Annotated in this window: 6 protein-coding genes and 1 pseudogene; all 7 read right to left on the minus strand. The window is 73.8% G+C overall.

Annotation, left to right across the window (positions count from 1 at the left end):
* Positions 1–198 (minus strand): annotated as a pseudogene (locus FK498_RS15470) (4-hydroxythreonine-4-phosphate dehydrogenase); the annotation flags it as partial.
* Complete coding sequence (locus FK498_RS15475) at positions 195–1,460, minus strand: peptidylprolyl isomerase (protein WP_141856097.1); 1,266 nt, start codon at positions 1,458–1,460, stop codon at positions 195–197. The gene FK498_RS15475 and the pseudogene FK498_RS15470, both read right to left, overlap by 4 nt.
* Before the next feature lie 53 nt (positions 1,461–1,513).
* On the minus strand, positions 1,514–3,670 hold the full coding sequence (locus tag FK498_RS15480) for an LPS-assembly protein LptD (RefSeq protein WP_141856099.1): 2,157 nt from the start codon (positions 3,668–3,670) through the stop codon (positions 1,514–1,516).
* Position 3,671: 1 nt separating this feature from the next.
* Complete coding sequence (gene lptG, locus FK498_RS15485; RefSeq protein WP_141856101.1) at positions 3,672–4,787, minus strand: LPS export ABC transporter permease LptG; 1,116 nt, start codon at positions 4,785–4,787, stop codon at positions 3,672–3,674.
* Between the two features lie 9 nt (positions 4,788–4,796).
* Positions 4,797–5,915, minus strand: a complete 1,119-nt coding sequence (gene lptF / locus FK498_RS15490) for an LPS export ABC transporter permease LptF (protein ID WP_141856103.1) — start codon at positions 5,913–5,915, stop codon at positions 4,797–4,799.
* Complete coding sequence (locus tag FK498_RS15495; protein ID WP_141856105.1) at positions 5,912–7,360, minus strand: FAD-binding oxidoreductase; 1,449 nt, start codon at positions 7,358–7,360, stop codon at positions 5,912–5,914. The genes lptF and FK498_RS15495 overlap by 4 nt, the downstream gene beginning before the upstream one ends.
* A gap of 35 nt (positions 7,361–7,395) precedes the next feature.
* Positions 7,396–8,053, minus strand: a 658-nt coding sequence (locus FK498_RS15500) for an L-threonylcarbamoyladenylate synthase (RefSeq protein ID WP_141856107.1), incomplete at its 5' end; no start/stop codon positions are given.

The following is an 8,053-nucleotide window of genomic DNA, read 5'->3' on the forward strand; positions in this document are numbered from 1 at the left end:
GCCCTCGGCCGCGGAGCCGACCGCACGCACCGGCACGTCCCGCCCGAGGCGGTGCGCGAGGGCGGCGAGCCGGTCCGGATCGTCGATCGCGACGAAGGCCGGCCCGCGCGCGCGCAGCGCCGACCATGCCGCGAGCGTGATCTCGCCGCCGATCCCGGCGGGGTCCCCCATGGTCAGGGCGAGCGGGCGGGACCTCACGCGCGGAAGTCGATATCGGCGCGCCGGCGCAGGTCGCGCATCATCTGGCGCGACAGCAGATCGACACGTTCGCGCAGGATGGCCTCGGCGATCGCCTCGGGGTTGGGCGCGGCGAGGTTCTCCGTGCGCCGCCCGCACACCACCAGCAGCACGATGCCGTCCGGCGTCGGCAGGGGATCGCTCACGCGTCCCGGCGCGAGGCCGCCCAGCACGCGCTGCATCTCCGGGTTCTGGGTCTCCAGCCGGATCTCGCCCGGCACGTTGAGCTGCGCGGTGCCGGCCGCGCGTACCGCGCGTTCGAACGCCTCGCAGCCGCGCGCGCCCTCCGAGACGCGCCGCGCCGCCTCGAGCTGGCGGATCTGCTGCGGCGTCGGCCGCTGCGGATCGAGCCGCGTGTCGAACGGGAAGAAGGCCTGGCGCAGGTCGAGCAGGGTCGCCATGTCGCGGCCGACCTCGCGCCGGCCGCGCAGGGTGACGATCGAGAACCCGCCGGCGGTGCGGATCGGGATCGAGACTGCGCCCACCGGCATCTGGGTGATCACCGCCTCGACCTCGGGTTCGAGCTGACCGCGCCTGACCCAGCCGAGATCGCCGCCCTGATCGGCCGACTGGGCTTGGCTGAACTGGGCGGCGACCGCCGGGAAGGGCGCGCCGCGGCGCAGCTGCTCGATCAGGTCGGCGGCGGTGCGGGCGGCCTCGTCCTCCTGCGCCGGGTCGTCGACGGCGATGAAGATCTCGCCCACCAGGTACTCGGGCTGGCCGGTCGCCGCCTCGATCGCGCGGATGCGTTCCTGCACCAGTTCGGGATCGACCTGCGCCTGGGTGCCGAGCTCGGCGCGCACCAGCTTGGTCCAGCCGATCGAGGCGCGCAGCTGGCCATAGAGCGCGCGGATGTCGATCCCCTGGCGCGCCAGGCTCGCCCGGAGCCCGCCCGCGCTCATCCCGTTCTGCTGCTCGATGCGCCGGATCGCGGCCGCGACCTCGGCGTCGCTGACCAGGATGCGCCGCCGCTGCACCTCCTGCAGCCGGAGCCGCTCGTCCACCAGCAGCCGCCGCACCTGGGGCGTGATGCGGGCCAGCACCTCGGGGGACATCGGCAGGCCGGCGGCGGCGGCGAACAGGCGGCGGCGCGATTCGATGTCGAAGGTGGTGATCACGTCGCCGTTCACCACGGCGACGATCCCGGCCGACTGGGCGCGCGCGGGCGGGGCCGCGACCGCGGCGAGTGCCAGGAGCAGGATCAGGGCGAGGCACCGGACCATCCACCCCTGCATAGGCCCGACGCGGTCCGGCCGCAACGTCCGCCGGCCGGACCTCACAGGGCCGAGAATCCGACCTCCCCCACGGTCTTGAACACCAGGGTGAAGATCAGGTCGGTGCCCGCGCTCGCGCCCTCGACGCTCGTGAAGCGGCGCAGATAGGTGGCGAGGAAGGCGAAGCACTCGTCCTCGTAGCGCAGGCCGGCATAGGAGGAGACCATCGCCTCCTCCCTGAGGTCGCGGCGGGCGCCGACGAAGCCACTCCAGTTGCCCCACAGCCGGCCGCTGAGCGTGGCCCCGATCTCGCGGCGCGCCTGCGGCTGCAGGGCCGCAGGCGCAGCCGGCGCGGCGAGGTAGGAGACCGTGAGCGACCGCCCGGCGGCGCTGACCGTGGCGGAGAAGTCGGCGAGCCGGGTCGAGAAGTCCTCGCGGTCGAGCCGGGTGCGGTAGGACAGCGTCAGGTGCTCCGACGGGATCACGGTCAGCCGGGCGACGTAGTCCGACCGGCGCCCCTCGAGCCCCGATCCCGCCGGGTAGAGATCGTCGGCGGCGGCGCGGAAGGCTTGGCCGAACAGCCCCTCGACCGTGACGCCGTCGAGGAACCAGGCGCCGCGCAGCCCGGCATTCAGGCGGTAGCCGCCGTCCAGCCGGTCGCGGCCGGGGAAGCGGTTGAAGCCGAACAGGGAGGCGTCGGTGAATTCGAGATCGACGCTGTCCTCGTTCGGGATGCGCCGATCGGCGCCGGTGTTCGGCCCCGCCACCACCTGCACGATCGGCTCGATCAGCTGGCTGCCCCACGCGGCGCCGGTGCGCAGGAGCGGCCAGCGCCAGGTGAGCGCGACCTGCGGATGGGCGCGGCCATAGGCGCCGGTCTCGCCGCCGGGCACGGGGGTCGCGGCGGGATCGCCACCCACCTGGTAGCCGAGCAGATCGACGTTCCCCGCCACGGTCCAGAGATCGCCGATCGGACCACGGAACGGCAATGTCCAGCCGAGACGCGAGGCGATGCGGCGCGTGTCCGTGCCGGCGGCGCGCGTGGTGGCGAAGACGCCGAGATCGCCTTCCCACTGCCCGCCGAACCGGTCCTCGACGCCGAAGAACGCGCCGTAGAGGCGCGGCAGCACGACGGGAATGCGCCTCGCGCTGTCGAGCGAGCCGAGCCCCTGGTAGAGATTGGCATCCGCGCGGGCATAGAAGCTCCGCCCGAACCCCTCGAGGAACGGCGTGGTGACCAGCACGCTCGAGGCGTCGAGCGCGCCGAGGCGATAGCGGCGCAGATAGGTCCGGTCCGAGGCGCGCGCGGCATCCCAGCCGGCGCGCCAGGTCTCGTCGATGCTGAACCGGCCGCGCGAGGTGACGTGGCCGCGCCAGCGGGTCTCGTCCGGATCGTAGGTCACGCTGCCTGACGCGGTCGCGAAGCCGGCATTGAAGCGCCGCCGCCACTCGCCGAACAGCACGCCGCCCTTGCGCGCGCTCAGCATGGGCGCGATCGTCGCGTCCTCCGAGGGCGAGATCACCCAGTAGTAGGGCTGGCGCCAGAACGCGCCGAGAAAGGAGGAGGTGCCGAACTCGGGGAACAGGAAGCCGGATTTCCGTTTCACCGACGGATCGGCATGCCAGAAATACGGGACGTAGAGCACCGGGATTCCCGCGATCTGCATGGTCGCGTCGAAGTACTCGACCACCTTCTCCTGCTCGTCGTGGATGACGCGGTCGGCGCGGATCTGCCACAGCGGCGCGCGCTGCGGATCGTCGCGGCAGGGCTCGCAGGTCGAGTAGACCGCGCGCGCCATCTCGGTCACCCGCCCGCCCGAGCGCACCGCGCCGGCCGCCGCTAGCCGTCCGCCCTCGGCGAGCAGCGCGCGCAGCTCGCGGATCACGCCCTCGCGCATGTCGTCGGTGAGCTCGGCCTCCTCGGCGAAGAACACGCGCCCGTCGGGCTCCATCAGCACGACCTCGCCGCGCGCGGTGGCGCGGCCGGTCGGGCGGTGGAAGGTGATCTCGCGCGCGCGCAGGATGCGCTCGCCCTGCCATGCCTCCACGCCGCCGCGCGCGATCACGAGGTCCCGCGTCTCGTCGTACTCGACCTCGCCGGCGGTGAAGGTGACCGGCTGACGCTCCGCCTCGGTGAGCGCGCGGCGCGTCTGCGGCGCCGCGGTGCCGGCGAGCAGCACCGCGAGCGCCGAGGCGGCGGCGAGCAGCCGGGTTCGCATCTCAGCCGTCCTCGAGATGCAGCAGCATCGCCACCGCGAGCATCAGCCCGACCCCGGCGGGCGTCCAGGCGGCGAGCGCGACCGGCAGGGTGCCGGAGACGCCGAACTCGCCCACGACCTTGGTCAGCACGAAGAGCGCGAAGCCGGCGCCGACACCCGCGCCGATCATCAGCCCCACGCCGCCGCGGCGCGCGGGCCGCATCGAGAAGCCTGCCGCGACCAGCACCATGGTAGCGGCGAGCAGCGGCAGGGCGAGCAGCGCGTTGAAGCGCAGCCGGTGGCGCTGCGCCGAGAACCCCGCCTCCTCCAGCACCTTCATGAACCCGGGCAGCGCCCAGAAGGAGAGCGTGTCGGGCGGCGCGAGCCCGTCCTGCAGCCGCGCGACGGTCAGATCGGTGGGCAGGACCATCGCCCGCTCGCGTGGCCCCATCCCCTCAAGGCCGACCGTGGCGGCGTCCTCGAGCCGCCAGCGGCCGGGCTCCAGCACGGCGCGTTCGGCCTCGATGCGGGCGAGGAAGCGGTCGTCGGTGCCGAGCCGGAACACGCTCACCCGCTCGAGCGTCAGGCGGTCGGGCGTCACCGCGGCGATCCGCTCGCCGTGCAGGATCGCCGCCCCGCCGCGCGCCAGGCCGTCGTCGCGCTGCTTCACCCAGAGCCCGCCGGCGGCGAGCCCGAGCGTGCCGGCGCCGCCGCGCAGCAGCATCGAATCAAGACGCTCCGCTCTCGTATAGAACATCGCCGAGACCGGGCTGACCACGGTGATCGCGACCAGCCCGAGCAGGGCGCCGCCGGCGACCGGCGCGGCGAGGAACTGCCAGGCGGAAAGTCCCGCGGCCCGCGCCACGATCAGCTCCGACGTGCGCGTCAGCCGCCAGAACGCGACCAGCCCGCCGAGCAGCAGCGCGAAGGGCAGGATCTCGATGGTCATGAAGGGCAGCTTCAGCGCGGTGATCTCGACCAGCGCGCCGAACGGCACCTCCGGCCGCCCGGCGGCACGGCGCGTCAGCTCGATCACGTCGAACAGGGCGACGATCGCCATCAGCCCGCCGAGCACGCTGAGCGTCGAGACGAGGAAGACCCGCCCGACATAGACCGCAAGCACGCGCGGCAGCCGCATCGTCGCGGCTCAGCCCGGAGCCGGGTCGGCGGCGGGGACGCGCGGGCGCGGCGGATTGAGAAGCCACACCAGCGCGACCAAGCCGGGCAGCGCCGCCTGTGCCCAGATCAGCGGCACGAGGCCGAGCTCGCGCGTCGCCAGATTGCCGATGCCGACGCCGAGCGCCACCAGACCGCCGCCGAGCCCGACCGCCGTCAGCACCCGGCCGGCCTTGCCGTGGCGGCTGAACTCGCCGTTCAGCAGCACGGCCAGCGTGACCAGGGCGAGCGAGAGCGTGGTCAGCGGCCCGGCGAGGCGCTGATGCGCCTCGACCACGAAGCGCGCCCGGTCGCGCTCGCTGATCCGCTCGGCCGGATCGGGGTGCAGCAGTTCGAGGACGCCGCGCTCGCGCGCATCGCGGTAGCGTACCTCCTCGGGTCCCGCGCCGGAGGCGAGGCTCAGCGTGTTCTCGGCGAAGGACAGGAGGCGCAGCGTGCCGGTGCGGCGATCGACCTCCTGGCGCGTGCCGTTCTCGAGCGTCACGCGCGGCGTGCTGCCCTCGACCGAGAGCCAGCCGCGCTCGGCCAGGATGGTCGCCGGCGCCTCCGCCTCGCGCGCATCGTGCACCATGATGCCGCGGAAGCTGCCGTCGCCATCGCGCGCACGCACATAGACCGTCAGCCCCCCGCCGAGATCGTTGAAGACGCCCTCCTGCAGCAGCACCGCGGCCATGCGGTTGCGGATCTCGAACTGGTACTCGCGGAAGGCGCGGTAGCTCTCCGGGACGATCCAGAGATTCATCGCCCAGCCGATCACGGCGGCGACGCCGGCGAGCACGAGCGCCGGCCGCGCGAGCGCGGCCGGACCCATGCCGGCGGCGCGCATGACCACCAGCTCGCGGTCGTCCTCCATGCGGCTGTAGACCGCCAGGATCACGATGAAGGTCGTCACCGGCAGGATCACGGCAATGAAGTTGGGCAGCATGAAGACCGTGAGCTCGAAGAACACCGCGAGCGAGAGGCCCCGGTTGAGCACGAGTTCGATGAAGCGCAGGGACTGGGTGAGCCAGATCAGCACCGCGAGCCCGCCGGTGACGGCGATCAGGCCGATCGCGAGCTGGCGCAGCACGTAGCCGGAGAGCCGGCTCATGACGCGGGCACGACCTTGCCCGGGTTCATCAGCCCGCGCGGATCGAGTGCGGCCTTGATGCGGCGCATCGTCTCGATCTCGGCGCCGGCGCGCCATTCCGCGAGGGTTCCGGTCTTCAGCCGGCCGATGCCGTGCTCGGCCGAGAAGCTGCCGCCCAGGCGCCGCACCTCCGCGTTCACCGCATCCGCGATCGCCTCCCAGAGCGCCAGGAACGCCTCATCCGCCATGTCCTCGGGCCGGGAGAAGTTGAAGTGGATGTTGCCGTCGCCGACATGGCCGAACGGGCAGGGCCGCACCTCGGGCACGATCCGGCGCACCGCCGCGATGCCGCGCGCGATCAGCTCGGGGATGGCGGAGACCGGCACCGAGACGTCGTTCTTCACCGACGCGCCCTCGCGCTTCTGCGCCTCGGCGTGCTCCTCGCGGATGCGCCACAGCGCCAAGCGCTGCGTCTCGCTCTCGGCGATCGCGGCATCCAGCACCAGCCCCTCCTCCATCGCCCTGCCGAGCACCGCCTCCAGCGCGCCGCGCAGGTCGGCATCGGGCCGGGGCGAGGCGAGTTCGACGAGGGCGTAGTGGTGATGCCGTCGCGCGAGCGGGTCCTTGACGTCGGGGATGTGGCGCAGCACGAGCTCGATGCCGAAGCGCGCCATGTACTCGAAGGCGGCAAGCGAATCGCCGTCGTGGCGCTGGAACCGGTTCAGCAGGCCGACCGCCGCCTCGACCGAGGGAAGCGCGACGAAGGCGGCCTGGATGTCGCGCGGCCGCGGCATCAGCCGGAGCACCGCGCGCGTGACGACGCCGAGCGTGCCCTCGGCGCCGATGAAGAGCTGACGCAGCGCGTAGCCGGTGTTGTCCTTGCGCAGCCTGCGCATCAGGTCGAGCACCGAACCGTCGGCCAGGACCACTTCGAGCCCGAGCACCTGCTCGCGCATGTTGCCGTAGCGCAACGTGGTGTTGCCGCCGGCATTGGTGCCGATCAGCCCGCCGATCTGGGCGCTGCCTTCCGAGGAGAGCGAGAGCGGGAACAGGCAGTCGGCCGCCGCGGCCGCCTGCTGCACGGCGGCGAGCACGGCACCGGCCTCGACGGTCATGGTCATGCCCACCGGATCGACCTCGAGGATGCGGTTCATGCGCGCGACCGACAGCACCACTTCGTCGCCGCGGCCGAGCGGGGTCGAGCCGCCGACCAGCGAGGTGTTGCCGGCCTGCGGCACGATCGCGATCCCGGCCTCGGCGCAGAGCCGCACCGCCTCGGCGCATTCGGCGGTGGTGGCGGGGCGCAGCACGGCCAGCGCCGAGCCGGGGAAGAGGTTGCGCCAGTCGGCGCTGTGCGCGGCGATCGCGGCCTGGTCGGTGAGCAGGCCCTTCGCGCCGAGCACGGCGCGCAGGCGATCGGCGAGGGCGCTCGGCAGGCCGGCGCGGGGCGGGGCGGTGTCGGGCATGGCGGTGCGAGGCTTGCGCCGGCTGGCGCGCCGGGTCAACCGCCGGGCCGCGCGGCGTGATCGGGCCGCGGCGCGGCCGCCCGCGCGAGCCGGTCGTTGATCGCCAGCCCGAGCCCCTCCGGCGGCACCGCCATCGCGGCGATGCGGACGAGCCCGCGCCTGCGGCCTTCCGTGTCGAGGAACCGCAGCCCCGCGAACAGCCGCGCGGCGGCCTCGACGAGGTCGCGGGAGGGAGAGAGGTCGAAGGTCAGCCCGGCACCGGGGGGGGCCGGACCGAAGGCGAGCAGCGCCTCGGTCGGACCTGCCTCGGTGGCGCCCAGCCGGACCGGCAGGACGGGCGCGTAGTGACTCGCCAGCATCCCCGGGGCGCGCGGGGCGTCCGCCGCGCCTTCGGCGAGCAGGACCGGGCCGATCACCGCCTCGATCTCCTCGCGCGTCGCCCCGCCCGGGCGCAGGAGCACGGCGTCGGGTCCGCTGAGATCGAGCACGCTGCTCTCCACCCCGACTGCGCAGGGCCCGCCGTCGAGCACCGCATCGATCCGCCCGTCGAGCTCGGCGAGCACGTGCTCGGCCGCGGTCGGGCTGACGCGGCCGGAGACATTGGCCGAGGGCGCGGCGACGGGGCGTCCGGTCGCGGCCAGCACCGCGCGGGCGAGCGGATGCGCCGGCACGCGCAGCGCCACGGTGTCGAGC

It is taken from the genome of Elioraea sp. Yellowstone (assembly GCF_006704265.1).
In the GTDB taxonomy this organism is placed as follows: domain Bacteria; phylum Pseudomonadota; class Alphaproteobacteria; order Acetobacterales; family Acetobacteraceae; genus Elioraea.

Coding starts and splice junctions, on each gene's coding strand:
- FK498_RS15480 (WP_141856099.1), bottom strand. CDS start 3,670: ATGCGAACCCGGCTGCTCGCCGCCGCCTCGGCGCTCGCGGTGCTGCTC.
- FK498_RS15495 (WP_141856105.1), bottom strand. CDS start 7,360: ATGCCCGACACCGCCCCGCCCCGCGCCGGCCTGCCGAGCGCCCTCGCC.
- FK498_RS15475 (WP_141856097.1), bottom strand. CDS start 1,460: ATGGTCCGGTGCCTCGCCCTGATCCTGCTCCTGGCACTCGCCGCGGTC.
- lptF (WP_141856103.1), bottom strand. CDS start 5,915: ATGAGCCGGCTCTCCGGCTACGTGCTGCGCCAGCTCGCGATCGGCCTG.
- lptG (WP_141856101.1), bottom strand. CDS start 4,787: ATGCGGCTGCCGCGCGTGCTTGCGGTCTATGTCGGGCGGGTCTTCCTC.